General features: G+C 72.7%; 17 protein-coding genes. 6 read left to right on the top strand and 11 right to left on the bottom strand.

Annotated features, from left to right (window positions below):
- Positions 1-52: 52 nt before the first annotated feature.
- The 3 genes from AB0F68_RS31090 to AB0F68_RS31080 are packed head-to-tail and all read right to left on the bottom strand — an operon-like array spanning position 53 to position 3240.
- Complete coding sequence (locus tag AB0F68_RS31090) at positions 53-1792, bottom strand: multicopper oxidase family protein (RefSeq protein ID WP_357344699.1); 1740 nt, start codon at positions 1790-1792, stop codon at positions 53-55.
- Positions 1789-2241: a DUF6220 domain-containing protein gene (locus AB0F68_RS31085; RefSeq protein ID WP_357344698.1), complete on the bottom strand. Its 453-nt coding sequence runs from the start codon at positions 2239-2241 to the stop codon at positions 1789-1791. The genes AB0F68_RS31090 and AB0F68_RS31085 overlap by 4 nt, the downstream gene beginning before the upstream one ends.
- Positions 2242-2250: 9 nt before the next feature.
- A complete protein-coding gene (locus AB0F68_RS31080; RefSeq protein WP_357344696.1) occupies positions 2251-3240 on the bottom strand; it encodes a carboxymuconolactone decarboxylase family protein in 990 nt (329 codons plus the stop codon).
- A gap of 143 nt (positions 3241-3383) precedes the next feature.
- On the opposite strand from AB0F68_RS31080, the gene AB0F68_RS31075 reads away from it, so the two are divergent.
- The 4 genes from AB0F68_RS31075 (at position 3384) to AB0F68_RS31060 (ending at position 7590) form a co-directional block, all read left to right on the top strand.
- Positions 3384-4514, top strand: a complete 1131-nt coding sequence (locus tag AB0F68_RS31075) for a sensor histidine kinase (RefSeq protein WP_357344694.1) — start codon at positions 3384-3386, stop codon at positions 4512-4514.
- Positions 4511-5173, top strand: a complete 663-nt coding sequence (locus tag AB0F68_RS31070; RefSeq protein WP_357344692.1) for a response regulator transcription factor — start codon at positions 4511-4513, stop codon at positions 5171-5173. The genes AB0F68_RS31075 and AB0F68_RS31070 overlap by 4 nt, the downstream gene beginning before the upstream one ends.
- Before the next feature lie 47 nt (positions 5174-5220).
- Positions 5221-5664 carry an OsmC family protein gene (locus tag AB0F68_RS31065; RefSeq protein WP_357344690.1) on the top strand — a complete coding sequence of 148 codons (444 nt, stop codon included), beginning with the start codon at positions 5221-5223 and terminating at the stop codon, positions 5662-5664.
- 87 nt (positions 5665-5751) lie between these two features.
- Entirely contained in the window at positions 5752-7590 is a 1839-nt protein-coding gene (locus AB0F68_RS31060; protein ID WP_357344688.1) for a glycoside hydrolase family 15 protein, read from the top strand.
- 36 nt (positions 7591-7626) lie between these two features.
- Here the strand turns inward: AB0F68_RS31060 and AB0F68_RS31055 are convergent, their stop codons facing one another.
- Together AB0F68_RS31055 and AB0F68_RS31050 are read right to left on the bottom strand one after the other, a co-directional pair.
- Positions 7627-8361, bottom strand: coding sequence for a VOC family protein (locus AB0F68_RS31055; protein WP_357344686.1), 735 nt, complete (start codon positions 8359-8361; stop codon positions 7627-7629).
- A gap of 86 nt (positions 8362-8447) precedes the next feature.
- Positions 8448-9062, bottom strand: a complete 615-nt coding sequence (locus tag AB0F68_RS31050) for a dihydrofolate reductase family protein (RefSeq protein WP_357344685.1) — start codon at positions 9060-9062, stop codon at positions 8448-8450.
- Positions 9063-9404: 342 nt separating this feature from the next.
- On the opposite strand from AB0F68_RS31050, the gene AB0F68_RS31045 reads away from it, so the two are divergent.
- Positions 9405-10157 carry an NAD(P)H-binding protein gene (locus tag AB0F68_RS31045; protein ID WP_357344683.1) on the top strand — a complete coding sequence of 251 codons (753 nt, stop codon included), beginning with the start codon at positions 9405-9407 and terminating at the stop codon, positions 10155-10157.
- A 43-nt stretch (positions 10158-10200) separates the two neighbouring features.
- On the opposite strand, the gene AB0F68_RS31040 is transcribed toward AB0F68_RS31045, so the two are convergent.
- From AB0F68_RS31040 to AB0F68_RS31025, 4 genes are all read right to left on the bottom strand, one after another.
- Positions 10201-11436, bottom strand: coding sequence for a phospholipase D-like domain-containing protein (locus AB0F68_RS31040; RefSeq protein WP_357344681.1), 1236 nt, complete (start codon positions 11434-11436; stop codon positions 10201-10203).
- Between the two features lie 162 nt (positions 11437-11598).
- Positions 11599-12324 (bottom strand): alpha/beta hydrolase, encoded by a 726-nt coding sequence (locus tag AB0F68_RS31035; RefSeq protein ID WP_357344679.1) that lies wholly within the window; start codon positions 12322-12324, stop codon positions 11599-11601.
- 405 nt (positions 12325-12729) lie between these two features.
- Positions 12730-14103: an MFS transporter gene (locus AB0F68_RS31030; RefSeq protein WP_357344677.1), complete on the bottom strand. Its 1374-nt coding sequence runs from the start codon at positions 14101-14103 to the stop codon at positions 12730-12732.
- A complete protein-coding gene (locus tag AB0F68_RS31025; RefSeq protein ID WP_357344675.1) occupies positions 14100-14447 on the bottom strand; it encodes a nuclear transport factor 2 family protein in 348 nt (115 codons plus the stop codon). The genes AB0F68_RS31030 and AB0F68_RS31025 overlap by 4 nt, the downstream gene beginning before the upstream one ends.
- A 77-nt stretch (positions 14448-14524) precedes the next feature.
- On the opposite strand from AB0F68_RS31025, the gene AB0F68_RS31020 reads away from it, so the two are divergent.
- Complete coding sequence (locus AB0F68_RS31020) at positions 14525-17140, top strand: LuxR C-terminal-related transcriptional regulator (protein WP_357344673.1); 2616 nt, start codon at positions 14525-14527, stop codon at positions 17138-17140.
- 94 nt (positions 17141-17234) lie between these two features.
- On the opposite strand, the gene AB0F68_RS31015 is transcribed toward AB0F68_RS31020, so the two are convergent.
- Together AB0F68_RS31015 and AB0F68_RS31010 are read right to left on the bottom strand one after the other, a co-directional pair.
- Positions 17235-17669: a ChaB family protein gene (locus AB0F68_RS31015; RefSeq protein ID WP_357344671.1), complete on the bottom strand. Its 435-nt coding sequence runs from the start codon at positions 17667-17669 to the stop codon at positions 17235-17237.
- Between the two features lie 24 nt (positions 17670-17693).
- Positions 17694-18137 carry a phage holin family protein gene (locus tag AB0F68_RS31010; RefSeq protein WP_357344669.1) on the bottom strand — a complete coding sequence of 148 codons (444 nt, stop codon included), beginning with the start codon at positions 18135-18137 and terminating at the stop codon, positions 17694-17696.
- Position 18138 lies beyond the last annotated feature (1 nt).

Genomic DNA, 18138 nt, shown 5'->3' with positions numbered 1-18138 from the left:
TGAACCTCGACGCCGTGCGCACCCTCGTCGCCGAGCCGGAACCAGCCGAGGATCACGAGTACATCAGGTGCAGCGTCATCCCGGCGTCGGCGTGCGCGAGGTTGTGGCAGTGGTTCGCCCACGTTCCGGGGTTGTCGGCCCGGAACGCCACCTCCCAGACGTCGCCGGGGCGTACGTCGAACGAGTCCAGCCACAACGGGCTCCCGGTCGCCGGCCTTCCGTTGCGGGACAGCACCAGGACGTGATGCCCGTGCAGATGCCACGGGTGCACGAACTGCGACCGGTTCACGATCGTGAACGCGACGACGTCGCCGAGGCGTACGACCTGCGGTGGGATGTCCGGATCGGCCGCGCCGTTGACCGTGTGGGCGTACCGCGGAAGCAGTCCGCGCAGGTCGAGGCCGCGGTCGAGAACGAGGGTGAACTCCTTGTCGAACCGGGACCAGGGCACCGGAGAAGCGGCGCCGTAGGTGAGCGGATCCAGCACCGGCCACGCCTCGGTGCTCGCCGACACCGGTCCGGTCGAATAGACCGCCCGTCCGTCGACGAACAGCGCCACCGGCGTGGCGGGTGCGGTGAACACCAGGTCGTAGCGTCCCCCGGCCGGCACCAGCACGGCGGTGTCCACGAGCGACGTGGGGCCCCGCAGGTCGGATCCGTCGATGGCGGCGACCCGGAACGGCGTCCCGGCCAGGGCGTACCGGTGGGTGGTGCTGTCGGTGTTGATCAGCCGTAGCCGCACGGGCACCCCCGCCTCGACCGGCTCGGTTCTCGGTGCGGGCAGCGGAAGGCTCTCGAGCGTGTGCACCGGCACCGTGACGTCGACGCCGGTCGCCGGCGCGGGGCGCACCACCAGGACACCGTAGAGGCCCTTGCGCACGCCGACGTCGGACACCGCGTGGGTGTGGTACCAGTACGTCCCGGCCTGGTCGGCGCGGAACCGGTAGACGAACTCCTGTCCGGGCAGCACCGCCTCCTGCGTGATGCCGGGCACCCCGTCCTGACCGTTCGGCACGTCGTACCCGTGCCAGTGCAGCGTGACACCTCGCGTGATGTCCCGGTTGCGCAGCGTCACCTCCAGCACGTCGCCGACGGTGGCGGTCAGCTCCGGCCCGGGAACCTGCCCGTTGAACGCCCACGCCGCGACGTCACGGCCGCTCACCCGCACCGTGGCGGTCCCGGCCGTCAGGGTGAACCGCCGGGTCGGTTCGCCCACGGCCCGCGCATCCCGAAGCTCATGATCATGGAGTACGCCGGGAGCGGCGCCCGGGGCGGCGGCCAGCCCGGTTCCGGTCACCAGCGCCGCGACCGCCACCGCGACGGCGCTCCGGGACACCGTCGGAGACGGGCGCGCGCCGAGGACGCGCCACGAGACCGCGGTCGCCGCGAGCACGCCGGAGACCGCGAGGAGCCCCGGGCCCGCCGACGCCGGATAGCCGTGCAGGACCGTCACGAGCAGGGCACCGCTCTGCGCGTACCCCGCGAAGAGGAGCGGGACCGCGACGGAGCGGATGTCGCGCGGGGTGCGCAGCAGCCGCGGCCCGGCGACGACCACCGCCGCGAGCGAGAGCGGGGCGGCGATGAGGACCTTCTCCGCCGCGAACCACCAGCCGGCGCGGGCGAGCGCGGTGATCGTGATCGCCCGGGCGACCGTGGCGAGCAGCGCGAAGGCGGCCAGCCCCAGGGCGAGCGGACGACGCCGGGCAGCCGACGCGGCGCCGCCGCCCAGCCACCCGGCGGCCGCGAGGACCGCGATCACGAGGTCGGCCGCGAGCAGCGAACCGGTCGTCATGCCGGCTCCCCTTCGCGGACCGGCACGGGGGTGACGCCGGCCGGCGCCGGGCTGGCCAACGCTCGGGCCCCCCGGAGCACGCCGACCACGACGTGCACCGCCACGATCCCGTTGACCGCGTGCAGCCCGGCGATGGTCAGGCCGAACGGAGTGCTGGCGCCCGCGGCGTCGGTGGCCGCGTTCGCGAACATGGCCAGGAGCGCCTGCACGACGACGAGGCCGAGCGGCAGGACCGCCAGTCCGATGAGCCGCCCCGGCGCCTTGGCGAGCACCGCGAACAGGATGGTGAGCAGGGTGAGGGCGGGGATGACGGCCGACCCGTTGACGCTGTGCAGGGCGTAGGCGCCGTCGCCCGCGGGTTTCGTGAACGCGCCCACGGCCGCGAACACGAACTGCAGGGCGAACGCGACGAGCAACAGGATGCTGACGATGACGAGGGCCTTGCGCATGATGATCTCCTAGCGAGGGGACGGGGTCAGTGCCCGGGCGACGTGATCGGTGGCCGTGATCGCGCCGTACGCGACCAGCCGCACGAGGTCGGCGTCGTCCGGATGGGACATCCGCCAGAGGGCGACGTCACCGACGGTGACCGCGCTGGGCGCGAACGCCGCCAGCAGCGCGATGCGTGTTCCCACCCGGTCCGCGCCCGGCACGTCGCGGACCAGGTCGACGGCCCAGTCCCCGGGCCGGACGGGGTGCCGGCCGTCCTCCCAGCGCACGGTGGCCGTGACGGTCTGGCGGGCCACGTCGCCCAGCAGGTCTCCGCCGCGCAGGGCGACGTTCCGCAACGCCGCGTACGCGACGCCGACCGGGCTGTCCCCGGCCCAGGCCGGCGGCACCGTGGTGCCGGGGTCGAGAAGGGACAGGCTGCGGCCCGGTTCCTTCCGCTCCCGGGCCGTCCTGGCGTAGAGGCGGCCCCCGACCGACCGCACCACGGGCGAGCGCTGCAGGCCGCCGGGCAGCAGATCCGGGTCGAGCAGTGCCGAGACGCCCCGGTTGATGAAGTGGAAGGCGAGCAGGGTGCCGGTGAGCTCGGGGCCGTACGGGCTGGTCCAGCCGGAGGCCCCGGGGCTGCGGCTGGCCTCGGCCCAGCCGGCGAGTTCGGCGTGCCACGGCTCTGGTGGCGTCCCGCCCCGGGCGATGACCTCGGCCAGCCCGTGTTCGCCCAGCGCGTGCAGCAGCATCACGTGGGCGTCGACGCAGAACCGGCAGCGGTTGGCCCGGGACACCGCCGACGCGACGAGCTCGCGGTCGACCCGGGACGCGTCCCCGGCGAGCAGGGCCTCGCGCAGCAGCGCCCAGGTCGCGGCGAGCAACTCCGGCACGGCCGAGAGCGCCTGGAAGGTGGGCACCGGCCCGAGGAACTCGTCCCGCAGCTGCCGGTAGACCTCCGCGGTGAGACCGGTCGCCGCCTTCGCGGGAGCGGGGGTGAAGAAGCGGTATGTCATGGGCTCGATGCTCGCCTCGGCGGGTCGGGAAAGCGTCGTGCCGCCGCAGGCACTTGCCCGGCCGCCGATACCGCGTCCGCAGTACGCCACAGCTACCACGGAAGGGGGATGCTCCCCGCGGACGGCCGCTCTAGAGTTCGATCATGCGCCGCGATCTGCCGTACGCCCTCGGCGGCCTCGCCCTCGGCGGCCTCCTGCTCGCCAACGCCGCGCTCGCGCCGGACGCCGCGCCGGTGCGGCCGGTCGACATCGCTCTGGTCCTGGCCATGGCGGCGGCCCTGGCGGTGTGCCGGCGATACCCGGTGGTGGCGTTGAGCGTGGTGACCGTCGCCATGCTGGCCCTCCACATCCGCGTACACGCCGGGGTTTCCGCCGCGTTCGCCGTCCTCGGCACGGTCTACGTCGCCGCGTGGCGCGGGCACCGGGCGGTCGCCGCCGTGGCCAGCCTCGTCTTCCTCGGCGGCTTTTTGGCCCGCGACGTCTCGGTGGCGCCCGCCGGCCGGCCCGGCCAGCAGATCGTCGAGCGGACCGCCCTGCTGCTGGGCTGGTTCTTCGCGGCCAACGTCGCCGGGCTCGTCGCGCGGCAGCGCCGCGCCTACCTGGAACAGGTCGAGCAGCGGGCGATCGAGGCCGAACGCACCCGCGAGGAGATGGCGTTGCGGCGCGCCGGGGAGGAGCGCCTGCGCATCGCGCGGGATCTGCACGACTCGCTGACCCACAGCATCTCCGTGATCAAGGTGCAGGCCGGGATCGCCGTGCACCTGGCCCGCAAGCACGGCGAGGAACCGTCGGCCGTGCTGCTGGCGATCCAGGAGGCGAGCAGCGCCGCGATGCGGGAGCTGCGGGCCACGCTGGCCGTGCTGCGCTCACCCTCCGACGAGGACCGCGTCGGGCTGGCCCGGGTGGGCGAGCTCGCCGAGCGGACCCGGGCGGCCGGCGTACCGGTGGACGTGACGGTCACCGGTCAGCCCCGGGACCTGCCCGTCGAGGTCGACCAGGCCGGATTTCGCGTCGTCCAGGAGGCCCTGACCAACGTGGCCCGCCACGCCGGCCCCGCCACCGCGCGGATCCACGTCGAGTACGCCCCGGCGCAGCTGACCGTCTCGGTGACCGACGACGGCCAGGCGTCGTCGGTCCGGCCGGTGACACCGGGCGTGGGCTTGCGCGGCATGCGGGAACGGGTCACCGGACTGGGCGGCCTGCTGCACGTCGCCGCCCGCGACGACGGCGGGTTCGCGGTACGGGCCACGTTCCCGCTGGACGGCCAAGCATGACCCGGGTCCTGATCGCCGACGACCAGGCGCTGATGCGGGCCGGATTCCGGGCGCTGCTCGACGCCGAGGACGACCTGGAGGTCGTCGGCGAGGCCACCGACGGCGCCTCAGCCGTCCAGCTGGCACGACGCCTGCGGCCGGACGTCGTGCTGATGGACGTGCAGATGCCCGGACTCGACGGCATCGAAGCCACCGGGCGTATCGCGGCCGATCCCGACCTCACCGCGGTCCGCGTCCTCATCCTCACCAACTACGGGCTCGACTCCTACGTCTTCGCCACGCTCCGCGCGGGCGCCAGCGGGTTCCTCCTCAAGGACGCCGACCCCGCCGACCTGCTGCAGGCCATCGCCATCGTGGCGCGCGGCGACGCGCTGCTCGCCCCGGCGGTCACGCGGACGCTCATCAGCGAGTTCGTCGCCGGCCCGCCGCTGGCCGACCCGGCGGCCGGCCGGGACGTGCTGACCGCCCGCGAACAGGAGATGGTCGAGCTGGTCGCCCGGGGGCTGAGCAACGACGAGATCGCCGAGCGCCTGGTGATCAGCCCGTTGACCGCCAAGACACACGTCAACCGGGCCATGACGAAGCTGCACTGCCGCGACCGTGCCCAGCTCGTCGTGTGGGCGTACGAGTCGGGGCTGATCACGCCGCGCCGCCGGTGACACCCCGTCGTCGTGCTGGCCGACCGAGCGGAGGTAGCGTGCCGGTCATGAGTGCGGACACCTTCCGCTCGGTGGATATCGAGCGCACCAGCCTGGGAAACTACGTCGTGCGGAACGTCCGCGGCGGGTCGTTGTCGATGGGCACCGGCGAGGACGGCAGCTTCACGCCGGTGGAACTGCTGCTGGCGGCCATCGGAGGCTGCACGTCGATCGACGTGGACCACATCACCAGCCGCCGCGCCGAGCCGACCCGGTTCTCGGTGAAGGTCACCGGCGACAAGATCCGGGACGAGGCCGGCGGAAACCGGATGCAGAACCTCATGGTCGAGTTCACCGTGACGTTCCCGGCGGACGCGGACGGTGACCGGGCGCGCGAGGCGCTGCCCCGGTCGCTGCAGCAGTCGCACGACCGGCTCTGCACCGTCTCCCGTACCGTCGAATCCGGGACCCCCGTCTCGATCGTCGTGGCCGACGGCTCCCGCGCCGACTGAGGTGTCCGGGCGCCACCCGGTCGCTCGAGGACGCGTTCGGGGCGAGATGTGGCGGTGTCACTGCCTTCGGCTCGGGTAGTTCCTTCCATGGGGTGCGGACGGATCGCGGACCACGGTTTCCTGGCCGATGGTCGCAGCGCGGCGCTGGTGGACCGCGCCGGTTCGGTGACCTGGTGGTGCCCCGCCCGGTTCGACGCCCCGTCCGTGTTCGCCCGCCTGCTCGACGACGACGCCGGGCACTGGTCGATCCGTCCCGAGGGCAGGTTCAGCACGGAACGTGCCTACCTGACCGATACGCTCGTGCTCCGCACCGTCTTCACCACCGCGACCGGCAGCGTGGCGGTGACCGACGCGCTCGCGCTCGGGCCGGGAGCGCGGGGCCATGAGGTCGGGCTGCACTCGCCGAGGGTGCTGGCCCGGGTGGTGCGAGGGCTGTCCGGCGAGGTCCCGCTGCGCATGCACTACCGGCCGCGGTTGGAGTACGGCCGGATGGTCCCCCAGCTGGCGCAGCAGGACGACGCGCTGGTCGTCATCGCCGCGTCGACCCGGCTGGACCTGCGGACGACCATCCCACTCGTGTGCGAGCTCGGGGAGGCGTTCGGGTCGTTCACCGTACGGGCCGGCGAGACGCAACGCTTCACCCTGGGGTACGCGCCGGCCTACGACGCCGGCCCGCCGGCTGTGCTCGACGCCGAACAGGCGATCGACAACGCCGCCGAGGGCTGGCGGTCCTGGATCGACCTGCACGACTACCGTGGCCGCTACCGGGAGCAGGTGCGACGCAGCGCGCTGGTGGTGCAGGGCATGACCTACCGGCCCAGCGGCGCGGTGGTGGCCGCCCCGACGATGTCCCTGCCCGAGAAGTTGGGCGGCGAACGCAACTACGACTACCGCTACGCCTGGGTACGCGACTTCAGCTTCACGCTGGAGGCGCTCTGGCGGGTGGCCTGCGCCGACGAGCTCAGCCTGCACGTCGGGTGGTTGGTGCGGTCGATGGGCATGAACGAGGGCATCGTGCCGATCATGTACGGGGTCGAGGGGGAACGGGACCTCACCGAACACCACCTCGACCACCTGGCGGGCTTCGCCGGAAGCCGCCCGGTGATGGTGGGCAACGACGCCTGGCGGCAACGGCAGAACGACGTACACGGTGAGCCGCTCGCCGCAGCGTGGCTGATGCGGCAGTTCCTCGACCCGATGCCGCCGGAGATCGCCCAACTGCTGCGCGCCATCACCGAGCGGGCCGCGCGGGACTGGCACCTGCCGGACGCCGGGATGTGGGAGGAACGCGACGCCGAACGCCACTACGTGTCATCGAAGGTGCAGTGCTGGACGGCGTTGGACCGAGCCGTCCGCTTCGGGTCCCACCTGGGCTCCGAGGCGGACGTCGCCAGGTGGGCGGCGGCACGGGACGAGGTGCGCCGAGCCGTGCTGACCCGGGGCTGGAGCGACCGGCTGTCGGCCTTCAGCGGGGCGTTCGACAGCGATGAGCCGGACGCGTCGGTGCTGCTGATCCCGTTGGTGGGCTTCCTTCCCGCCGACGATCCGAGGATGCGTTCCACCATCCGGGTGATCGAGGAGCGGTTGTCCCACAACGGCCTGCTGCGCCGCTGGGAGGGTGACCCCGCCGGCTTCCTGATCTGCTCCTTCTGGCTGGTGAGCTGCCTGGTGCTGGCCGGCGAGCGCGACCGGGCCGAGCAGCTCTTCGAGCGGCTCGCCGGGCGGGTCAACGACCTGGGCCTGTTCGCCGAGCAGATCGACCCGGACAGCGGGGAGGCCCTGGGTAATTTTCCTCAGGCGTTCTCGCACATCGGCCTCATCAACGCCGCCGGAGACCTCACCGACCTGGACGCCGGCCGCCACATCCTGTCGCCGGCGCCGCAGCCGCTCATCCCCGCCGACCAGGACAACTCACCGGGGACGTGAGATCCGGGCCGCCGATCGCGCCCCCGGGGGTGGGGGTCAGCCTGGGGCGAGGAGGCAGAACTCGTTGCCTTCCGGGTCGGCGAGGACCGTCCACGGGACGCTCTGGCGGAGGTCGATGGCGGTGGCACCGAGAGTCCGCAGTCTGGCCGCCTCGGCCTCCAGGTCGTCACCTGGGTATGGGCGGACGTCGAGATGGACGCGGTTCCACACGGTCTTCACGTCGGGTGTGCGGAGGAACTGCAGATATGGGCCGACGCCCTTGGCGGAGCGCAGGACCGCGTTGTGGTCGGTCACCTCGTGCAGGGTCCAGTCCATGGCCTCGCCCCAGAAGCGGGCCATGGCTCGCGGATCGGCGCAGTCGACCACTACCGCGGCGATCGGTCCGGTGTCCCGGTAGAGCGGTCGGGGGTCCAGCACGCAGAACTCGTTGCCCTCCGGGTCGGCCAGGACCGTCCATGGGACGTCGCCCTGGCCTACGTCGGCGGGTGTCGCGCCGAGATCCTTCAGGCGCATGACCACCTCCGCCTGATGGGCCGCCGAGGTGGTGGCGAGGTCGACGTGCACGCGGTTCTTCACCGTCTTGGGTTCCGGGGAGGCGATGAGGTCGATGCAGACGGCGACGGGGTCGGGGTAGACGAAGCCCTCGGGTTCGAGGTTGGTCACGCCGGGTCCCTCGCTGGAGACTCCCCAGCCGAGCGCCTCCGCCCAGAAACCGCCCAGCGCGGAGTCGTCCCGAGCCTTCATGTTGATTTGAACAAGCCGCGTTGCCATGGCGACGATGCTAGGGCCTGTGTCGAGTCGGCGGTGGCGCCCGGACCGGGGTGACCGTTCAGCGCGTCGAAGATCGGATTATGGCCCTAGTTTCCTTCGGGCACCTGGTCCTTGACATCGGCGTAACCGACCTTCGCCGGCGCCGCGGTCGGTGCGTAGATCACGCGGATCACGCCCGTCGGAAACACCTCGGTGGCCGTCACCCGCAGGTGGTACGGCGCGTCGCCCTCGTCGAACAGCTTGCGGCCCTTGCGTGCCGCCACCGGATGCACCAGCAGGCGCAGCTCGTCGACCAGCCCCGCGGCGAGCAGCTGCTGCACCACGGAGATCGACCCCGGGATGAGGACGCCCTTGACGCCGGCATCGGCCTTGAGGGCGGCGACGGCCTCGAGGAGATCACCCTTGATCAGCTCCGAGTTGCGCCAGGAGAACTCCAGCGGCTGGCGCGAGACGACCACCTTGCGCACGTCCCCGAGCTGCTTGGCGAACGATGCGTCTTCGCCACCTGCGGCCTCACGGTCGGGCCAGGCCCCGGCGAAGCTGTCATAGGTCTCGCGGCCGATGAGCAGCACGTCAGCGGTGTCGTAGTCCTCGCCGACGGCGCGGCCCATGTTCTCGTCGAAGTACGGGAAGTGCCAGTCGGGGTCGATCTCGGCCACGCCGTCGGCCGAGATGAACAGCGTGGAGATGACCTTTGCCATCGGGGGTCCCTTCGAGTCAGGTGGTGTCGACGGGTAGACCGTCGCAGCATCCCAAACTCATCGGCCGGCCACAGACCCATCGGGTGGAGAGCCGAGCGCCGCGCGGAACGCGCATTGCCCCTTCCGATGCCCCGCACCGGCGGCCCGGTCGCGTCGCTCGATTCCGGGCTCGCGGCACGCCGCCCTCCCCCTACCCTGAAGCTCAGCGTGAGGTGTCGGCCCGGTGTGCCGATCCGCGAGCGTGTGGAGCCGTCCGGGCATCTTCCGGGCAGTGCTCCTCAGTGGGCCGGTGCCCGGTCACGTCCGGTGCGCCTCGCACCGGATCTGAGACAGGAGCCAGACATGCGTGTGGCCGTCGCCGGCGCATCCGGCAACATCGGCTCCCTGACCGTGCCCGCCCTGCGCCGGCACGGCCACGACCCCGTTCCGATCAGCCGGTCGCACGGTGTCGACCTGGTGGCCGGCCGAGGGCTGGACGAGGCGCTGACCGGGGTCGACGTCGTCGTCGACGCGATCAGCGCGCCACCGGCCGACCGCGAGGCCACCGTGGCGTACTTCGCCGCCGCCACCCGGAATCTGCTGAGGGCCGAGCAGGAGTTGGGGGTCCGGCACCACGTCCTGCTCTCCATCGTCGAGGTGCACCGTATCGCCGGGAACGCGCACTACTTCGGCAAGCGGGAGCAGGAGCGACTGGTTTCGGCCGGCGACGTGCCGTGGACCATCGTGCCCTTCACCCAGTTCTTCGACTTCGCCGCGACCGTGGCCACCTGGACGGAACAGGACGGCACCACTTACCTCGCGCCGCTGCTCATCCAGCCGATCGCCCCGGGTGACGTCGCCGAGGTCCTCGCCGAGGTGGCCGGTGGGCCGCCCCAGGGACGCCACCGTGACGTGGCGGGCCCCGATCGTCACGATCTCGTGGACATGGCGCGCCGGACCCAGCAGGCGGATGGACGCGAGATGACCCTCGTCCCCACGTGGGAGGGGATTCTCGGCGCGGACATGGCGGGCAACGTGTTGCTGCCGGGCCCGGATGCCCGGATCGCGCCCACGACCTTCGACGACTGGCTCGCGGACCGGGCTCGGGCGCGGTAGCGACCGCCCCGCTCGGCGCCGCGGACCCGCTGGCCGGCAGCGGTCAGGATCGGCACGGGAAGCTGCTCTTCGCGCAGGTCACTCCCGTGTTGTACGCGTCGTTGAAGTGGGTGTAGTAGCCGTCGTAGAGCGGGTGCGCGCTGCCGCTCTCGGGGGCCATCTTGACGAAGATCTCGTCGTTCTCGTTCAGCGCGTCCTGGGTCCAGTTCTGGGAGCCGGTGTAGACGCGGTACTGGTAGGCGCTGCCGTACCTGCCGTAGGCCACGAAGAACTTGTCGTGCACCTTGTCCTTGCGGCGGATGGACACGCCCGCGTCGAGTAGCTCGTTGTAGACCGACTGGCTCATCGCGATGCCACCGTCGGCGTTCGTACCGATCACCATCCAGACCTTGCACCCCGCGGCGCGGAACCGGCCGACCAGGCTGACGATCTGTGGGCGGCCGGTGGTCACCGCCGCCATGGCCACGCGCAGTCGGCAGTTGGCGTCCGGGGTGAGGTCGTTGAGCCGGGTGGCGATGGTGTCGGTCTGCCCCACCCCCTCGGGTGAGGCGTACGCGTCGGCTGCTGCCGCCTGGTAGTAGCCGCGACCGGACGCGGAGTCGTAGTAGTCGTTGCCGCTGTAGTGCCGCCGGTTCCACAGGTCGGTGAAGTTCGCGTTCAGGCCGGCGGCGAGCGCCGCGTCGCCGTAGACGGTGACGGAGTTGTTGAACGCGTCCGGGCCGGTGGCGTAGGTGAGGTTGCTCGACCCGAACCAGACGACGTTGCCGCGGGCGACGCCGTTCGGGTCGGTGGTGCTGGAGAAGGTGACCAGCTTGGTGTGCATGTCGCCCGCGGCGCTGGTGCTGATGCAGCCGTGACCGCCGCTGCTGTTCAGGCAGAACTGGTGGTTGGTCAACTGCTTGATCGTCGTGATGGCGGGGTCGGTCGAGGTCGCGTTCTTACCGTCGAGGACCACCAGCACGGTGACGCCGCGGGTCTGGGCCCGCACCAGCGCGTCGGCCACCGAATCGACGCTGAGGGAGTGGATCGCCGCCCGGATCGTGGCACCCGCCGGAGTGGCGTCGATCAGCCGTTGCAGCTCGGTGAGGATGGTGTAGTCGCGTCCGGCGGTCGGGTCGGTGAAGTGCGCCCACACCGGGTAGCCGGCCAGGGTGGCCGATGTCGCGGACACGCTCGCCGCCGCCGGCGACACCACGCCCGGGAACACCGCGAGCAACCCCGCGAGCAGCGAGCACACCAGCGTGCGACGGACCCCGGCTCCCACGCGACTCGTCTTCATGGATAGGCATCGTTGAAGGAAACCTTCTGCGTGTCAATGCCTGACGGCACGATTCTTCGCGGCTGCACCCGATGTTCACCACCGGGCCCGTCGCCCGACCTCGGCTTCACACAGCGCGAGCACGCCGGCCCGGATGGGCCGGATCGGGTCCGACCTCCGGCGTCACCTGGCGACGGAGGCCAGGGCTTCCGTGACGACGTCGACGACCACCTGCGGCTGGGTCACCATGACCACGTGCGAGGCCTCAACCTCCGTGATCGTGGCACCGGCCCGCTTGGCCATCTTGAGGACGACGTCGCTGCCTGCCGCCTTGTCGCCGATCGCCACGACCGCCCAGGCGGGCAGGGCCTTCCACGCCGGCGGCCCGGAGGGTGTCGAGAACGCCAGTGACGAGACGGGCCGCTGCGTCGCGGCCATCACCGCGGCGTCGGCGTCCGAGACGTCACTGGCGAATGCGTCGTGGAACTTGGCCGGGTCGATGCGGAACTCGGTCTCGGTGCCCTGGGCGGTCGGGTACTGCAGTGGCTGGATCGCGGACGTCAGCACGCTGTCCTTCGACCCGCCCTCGATGTCCATCAGGGTCTCGCCCTCGTCGGGAGCGAACGCCGCAACGTAGACGAGACCGACGACGTTGTCGGCCATCGGCACGGCGTTGGTGATGACCGCCCCGCCGTAGGAGTGACCGACCACCAACACCCGGCCCGGCAGTTGACGCAGAGCGCTGGCCACGTAGGCGGCGTCCTCGGTGATCCCGCGCAGCGGATTGGGGATCGCCGTCGTGGTCACCCCCGCCGCCTGGAGACGGCCGATCACCGCGTTCCAGCTGGAGCTGTCGGCGAAGGCGCCGTGCACGAAGGCCACCGTGACATCAGAGGCGGTGTCGCTCATCGCTCTCCCCCCTGTTGTTTCTGCCGGCAGCGGCCCGGCAGCCCTTGATCGGCGTCCGGCGTTCGTGACGGCCCGTCGACTCGCCCAAACCGGGCGAGCAGGACCAATGCGCCATAACGCGCGCCCTGCCACCAGGCTAACGCCCCCGAAGGACCAGGAGCGGCGGTTACCGACACCCGGTCGCGTCCGCAGTTCGACCTGGATACGCAGATCACCGGACTGCCCGCGACGCCGCCGCTAGCCTCTGCCCCAGCGGCGCGCGCCGCCGTCAAACCCGGATGCTGTCGTCGTACTTCGTCGACGACAGCGAACCCCTGGTCACCATGTACCGACCGCCGGCGCTCGAACGATCGGCGCGGTGGTGCACCGGCCGCCGTCCTCGGGACGACGGCCGGCGCGTCGGCGTCATTTTCTCGGCAGCAGTTGGATGATCGCGGCCAGCGCCAGTTCCAGCGCGATGAGCGCGACCAGTCCGGCCCGGAACCCGCCGGTCAGATCCGCAGCCTGGTAGAAGACGATCCCGATCACGGCCACCCCGACCGCGTTGCCGGTCTGGTTCACGGCCGCGAGCACCCCGGCGGCGGCGCCGGTGTGCTGTGGGCTGACCCGGGCGAGCACCGTGCTGGTGAGCGGCGCGAGCGCGATGCCCATGCCGATGCCGTCCACGGCCAGCCCCGGCACGAGCCAGCCGATGCCGTGTCCGGCCGCCTCCCACATGCCGTACAGGCCCACCGCCATCACCAGCGCGCCGACGCTCACCACCTGCCGGCCGAGCCGGGCGGCGATCCGGTGGGCGTACGTCGAGGTGGCCAGGTAGCCGGCGCCGATGGCGATGAAGACGACACCCGACTCCAGTGCCGACAGGCCCCGCTCGACCTGCAGGTAGAGCGCCAGGATGAGGAAGAACGACGCCTGCCCCATCCAGAACACCTGGGTCGCCACCAGCCCCACCGAGAACGCCCGCTCGCGGAACAGCGTCAAGTCCACCAGGGGCTGCCCGCTGCGCCGCTGGGTCGACGCGAAGAGCGCGAACAGCAGCACCGACGCGGCCAGGCTGAGCCACGTCCATGTCGGCCAGCCCTGCTCGCGCCCCTCCACCAGCGGCAGCACCAGCGCCACCAGCGCCGCGCTGACCAGGACCACGCCGGCCAGGTCGAGCCGGGTCGCCGGCTGGCGGGACTCCGGCACCCGCCGGAGCAGGGCCAGCGCGGCAACCCCGATCGGCAGGTTGATCAGGAAACACAGCCGCCAGTCGAGGCCGAACAGATCCGCCCGGATCAGCAGGCCGCCGATCAACTGGCCGAAGACGGCGCCCAGGCCCAACGTCAGGCCGTACCGGGCGAACGCCTTCGGTTGCTCGGCCGGCGCGACGCTGGTGCGCACGATGGCCAGCACCTGCGGCATGAGCAGCGCCGCCGCCAGCCCCTGCAGCACCCGGGCGCCGATCAGGACGCCCGCGGTGGGCGCCAGCCCGCAGAGCACCGAGGCCGCGGTGAACAGCGCCACGCCGAGACCGAAGACCCGGCGGCGGCCGTACCGGTCGCCCAGCCGGCCGCCGGTGATCAGGCCGGCGGCCACCGCGAGTACGTAGCCGGCGACGACCCACTCCAGCGCGGCCGGACCGGCGTGCAGGTCGCGCTGCATCGCCGGCAGGGCCACGTTGACGATGAACGCGTCGATCGCGGTCATGAACGTCGAGGTCAGCAGCACCGGCAGGAAGGCTTTCGAACTGGCAGCCGGGGCGGTGACCGGCGCCGGCCGCGCGGTCAGGACGGTCATGCCGGCACCCGGTCCAGGAAGCCGTGCACGGTGGCGATCCGGCCGTCGGTGATGACCGCGACGTCGAAGCCGACGACAATCGGCTCACCGCCGCGCGGGCCGAGGTGCCAGGTGAACCGGGCCAGGTCGTGGTGCGCGTCGACCGGGCCGCCGAGGGTGAACTCCAGCCCGGCGAACTGCTGCTGCACGGCGGCGATCAGCCCGTCGATCTGATCGCGTCCGGCGACGGCGGCCAGCGGGTCGGTGTACGTCCCGTCGGTGGTCCAGACCTCGTCGATGAGGGCCCGGCGGGCGGCGGGGTCGGTGGTGTTCCAGGCGGCGAGGTACTTCTCGATCAGTTCCATGACCACGACGCTAGGGATGATCAAGCCCGCGGGAATCGGTAGCGCTTAGGTACTCCGTACCTGTGTAGGGTGCGGGAATGTTGCACGGCCGCGCCGCAGAGCAGGACCGGATCGCGGCCCTGGTGGCGCGGGCCCGGACCGGGGAGAGCGCCGCGCTGGTGCTGCGGGGTGGGCCGGGCATCGGCAAGACCGCGCTGCTGGACTGGGCCGCCGAGCTGACGTCGCCGCCGGGCCGGCCGCTGCGCGTGCTGCGGGCCAGCGCCGCCGAGTTCGAGGCCGAGTTGCCGTTCGCCGGGCTGAGCCAGCTCGTGCGGCCCGCGCTCGACCGCCTCGACCGGCTGCCGGCACCGCAGCGGGCGGTGCTCGCCGCCGTATTCGGACTCGGCGGGGGCGCCCCGGCCGACCGGCTGCTGGTGGGGCTCGCGGTGCTGTCGCTCCTGGCCGACCTGGCCGAGGACGGTCCGCTGCTCTGCCTGGTCGACGACGCGCACTGGCTGGACAGCGTCTCGGCCGAGGCGCTGCTCTTCGCCGCGCGCCGGCTGCACGCCGAGGGCGTCGTGATGATCTTCGCGGCCCGGGACGGGATGTTTCCCGCCCCGGGCCTGCCCGAACTCGCCGTCGGCGCGCTCGCGCCGGCCGACGCCGTCCGGCTTCTCGACCCGCAGCTCGCACCCGAGGTACGGATGCGGGTGCTCGGCGAGGCGCAGGGCAACCCGCTCGCGCTGATCGAACTGCCCCGCGTCGTGCGGGCCGACGACGCCGGCGGCCCGCTGCCGCTCACCGACCGGTTGCAGGCGGCATTCCACGGCCAGGTCGACCGGCTGCCCGCGGGCGCCCGGACGCTGCTGCTCGTCGCCGCCGTCGAGGACACCGGCGACCTGGACGTGCTGCTGCGCGCCGCCGCACCCCTCGGGGGCGGCCCGGCGGACCTGCGGCCGGCGGAGGAGGCCCGGCTCGTCGAGGTCACCGGTCGGCGGGTGCGGTTCCGTCACCCGCTGGTCCGCGCCGCGGTGCACGCCGCCGCCACATATCCGGAGCGGCTCGCCGTGCACCGGGCGCTCGCCGAGGTGCTCACCGCACCCGACGCCGCCGACCGGCGGGCCTGGCACCTCGCCGCGGCCACCACCGGACCGGACGAGCAGGTGGCCGCCACCCTGGAACGCACCGCCGAGCAGGCCCGCGGGCGCAGCGGCTACGGCGCGGCGCTGGCCGCGTTCGAGCGGGCCGCCGAACTGAGCGGGGACGAGGCCGCCCAGGCGCGACGGCTGCTGCTGGCCGCGGAGAGCGGCCTGCACTCCGGGCACCTCGCCGACGCGGTCCGGCTCGCCGAGCGGGCGGCCGGCCTGGTGAACGAGCCGGCCTTCCACGCCCGCGTCGCCTGGATCGAGGGCCACGCGTGGTTCTGGCAGGGCGGCCACCAGACCGCGTACGACCTCATGACCCAGGGCGCGACGCTCGACCCGGCGCAGCGGGACGCGCTGTTGGTGGCGGCGTTCCACCCGGCCTGGTACCTCGGCGAGCCGTACCTGGGCGCCTGCCTCGACCAGCTCGCGACCCTCGACCATCCGGTGGCCCGTTACCAGATCGCCGCGGTCCGGGGCCGACCGCTGCCGCTGGCCGCGATCACCGCCGAGGTCAGCGCCGAACCCCGCGACCGGGTGCAGCTCTGCGGGCTCGGCTTCGTCGCCGGGCAGGACGCCGAGACGTACGAGCTGGCCGCCGGCCTGGTCGCCCGCTGCCGGGCGGAGGGCATCCTCGGGCTGCTGCCCACGCTGCTGTTCTTCCTCGCCGAGGCGGAGTTCTTCCACGGCCGGCACCGGGACGCCGCGATCAGCCTCGACGAGGCGGTCCGGGTCGCCCGCGACGGTGGCCAGCCGCTCTGGGTCAGCCAGCTGCTGGCCGTGCAGGCGGTGCTGGCCGCGGTGGCCGGCGACGAGCCGCGCTGCCTGGAGCTGGTGGCCTCGGCGCTGGACGGCGCAGCGGCGGGCACCGAGGCGGCCGGTCGGGCGTGGACGCTGTGGGCGCTCGGACTGCTCGACCTCGGCCAGGGCCGGGCCGAGTCCGCCGTCGCCCGGCTCGCCGCCCTGCAGGAGAACCCGTACGCCCACCAGGTGTGCGCGTACCGGAGCGTGCCCGACCTGGTCGAGGCGGCCGTCCGGACCGGGGTGCCCAAGCAGGCCGAGGAGGCGTACGCCCGCTTCTCGGCCTGGGCGGAGCGGGTGGACCAGCCGTGGGCGACGGGCCTGGCGTACCGATGCCGGGCGCTGCTCTCCGGCGACGAGCAGGATTACCTGCTCGCCCTCAAGGCCGGCGGTCGCCCGTTCGAGCAGGCCCGCACCGAACTGCTGTACGGCGAGTGGTTGCGCCGCGCCCGGCGCAAGGCCGACGCCCGCGGCCGGCTGCACCGCGCCCTGCACACGTTCGACCAGTTGGGCGCGGCGCCGTGGGCGGCGCGGGCGCGCGGCGAGCTGGAGGCCACCGGCCTGCGTGCCCCGCAACCCGCCGCGTCGGCCGCCGCCGAACTCACCCCGCAGGAGCTGCAGATCGCCCGGCTCGCCGGCAAGGGATTGTCCAACCGGGACATCGCCGCGCAGCTCTTCCTCAGCCCGAAGACCGTCGCGTACCACCTGTACAAGGCGTACCCGAAGCTCGGCGTCACCAGCCGGACCGAGCTGACCGCCCTGTCGTTGTAGGCGGCCTCGGCGAAACGGGTGGGCAGCAGGCATCGACCCGTGGCCATTGTCCGGCCGGTGCGCGGGTGACGCGGGCTGATCGCGGGCCGTCAGTTCACCTCCGCCGGGCGCGGGCGGTGGCCCGGGCGTTCGCCTTCTCGATGGCCTGCACCAGCTCGTCCCTGTCCAGGTTCTGCGGCTCGTCGATGCCCACCCGGCGGGCCACGTCCTCGAGGTGCCCCTTGCTGGCGTTGGCGTCGACACCCTGGGCGGTCGGGCGGGTCCGCTCGCGGGAGGCCGGGGTGCCCAGCGCCGCCTGCGGATCCGACGGCCCCTTGTGCTCCTTGGGTTCCCAGTGGTCGCCGACCTTCTCGTGGGTGTGCTTCAACGACGCGAACGCCGTGCGGTGCGCCCGCTCCCCGTCGCCGTAGGTGTCCTCGGCCGACTCCAGCGTCTTCTTGTACGTGCGGACCGCCTTGTCGTCCGAGCGCGCGACGGTCGACGGCACGTCTCCGCGCATCTGCTCGGCCTGCTCGTGCTTGTCCGGCATGACATTCCCTCCTTCCGGTCCGTGCTACCGGCCCAGCTCGTCACGAGCGGCGTCGGTGCCGGCCGGGACCACCCGGGAGGCGGTCGCCGACACCACGTCCGAAACCTGGTCAGCGAGCCGGGCCGAACTGCCGCCTGCCGCGCGCAGCTGTTCCAGCCCCTTCGCACCGAGGACCACCGCTGTGGCCAGGTAGCCGGCGGTGAGGCCCGCGGCGGCCAGCCGGCGGGGCAGGAACACCTCCAGCAGGCGCAGGACGGTGGTGGAGGCCGCACCGGCGCCAAGGACGAGGCAACCGCCCGCGGCAGCCAGCAGCACGATCCCCAGCCCGGCCGGGAGAGCCGCCTCGGTCAGTTGCCCGCGGACGGTGCGGATCTCCTCGCGGACGACGTCCGCCACGTCCTGCGCCAGACGGTCGGTCGGGCTGCCGCTACGGCCATACCGGCCCGAATGTCCGATCGCGTCACTCATG

It is taken from the genome of Micromonospora sp. NPDC023966, assembly GCF_040639095.1.
In the GTDB taxonomy this organism is placed as follows: Bacteria; Actinomycetota; Actinomycetes; order Mycobacteriales; family Micromonosporaceae; genus Micromonospora.
The sequence above is the reverse complement of the archived record's forward strand: the minus strand, read 5'-3'. Positions and strand labels throughout refer to the sequence as shown.